This window comes from Mesorhizobium sp. M6A.T.Ce.TU.016.01.1.1, from assembly GCF_003997065.1.
GTDB lineage: Bacteria > Pseudomonadota > Alphaproteobacteria > Rhizobiales > Rhizobiaceae > Mesorhizobium > Mesorhizobium mediterraneum.
Genome location: NZ_RZTJ01000133.1, coordinates 1 through 454, shown reverse-complemented (window position 1 = coordinate 454; position 454 = coordinate 1). Strand labels below are relative to the sequence as shown.

Annotated in this window: 1 protein-coding gene; it reads right to left on the bottom strand. The window is 62.8% G+C overall.

The window, feature by feature from the left end; translation table 11 throughout:
* Nucleotides 1-381 (bottom strand): serine hydrolase domain-containing protein (locus EOC94_RS33595; protein WP_148128471.1); only part of this gene is annotated, 381 nt, incomplete at its 3' end.
* Nucleotides 382-454 lie beyond the last annotated feature (73 nt).

The following is a 454-nucleotide window of genomic DNA, read 5'->3' as shown; positions in this document are numbered from 1 at the left end:
GCGCCATCCTGCGTCGCGCTCCATGGCAAACCACGTCGCGTAGGGATCGTCGAGGTCCTCGGAGAATTCGTTGGCAACGTTCATGTCAGCCACATCGCGCAGGGTTGCATCCGCATAGCCTGTCCCGATTTCGGGCAGGTAGTCCCGAATCCTGCGGTTGAGATCGACGAGGCCGTCGGCGACGCAGCGGCCGAGCATCAGGTTTAGCGTCGTCTTGGTGATCGACTGGATGCTGTGCGGCCTGTCGGGACCGAAGTCCGGCGCATACGCCTCGTAGAGGATGCGTCCGCCCTGCACCACGACGAAGGCGGAGAAATGCGGCATGGCGAGGAAGCGCGCGACGTCAGGCCGTTCCCCGATCGTCCAGTCGATCTGCTTCACCAGGGCAGGACAGAGGGTGCGCGGAAAGAGAGACTGTAGCGGGCCATCTTGTGAAGGTTGTGAAAGCCATGGC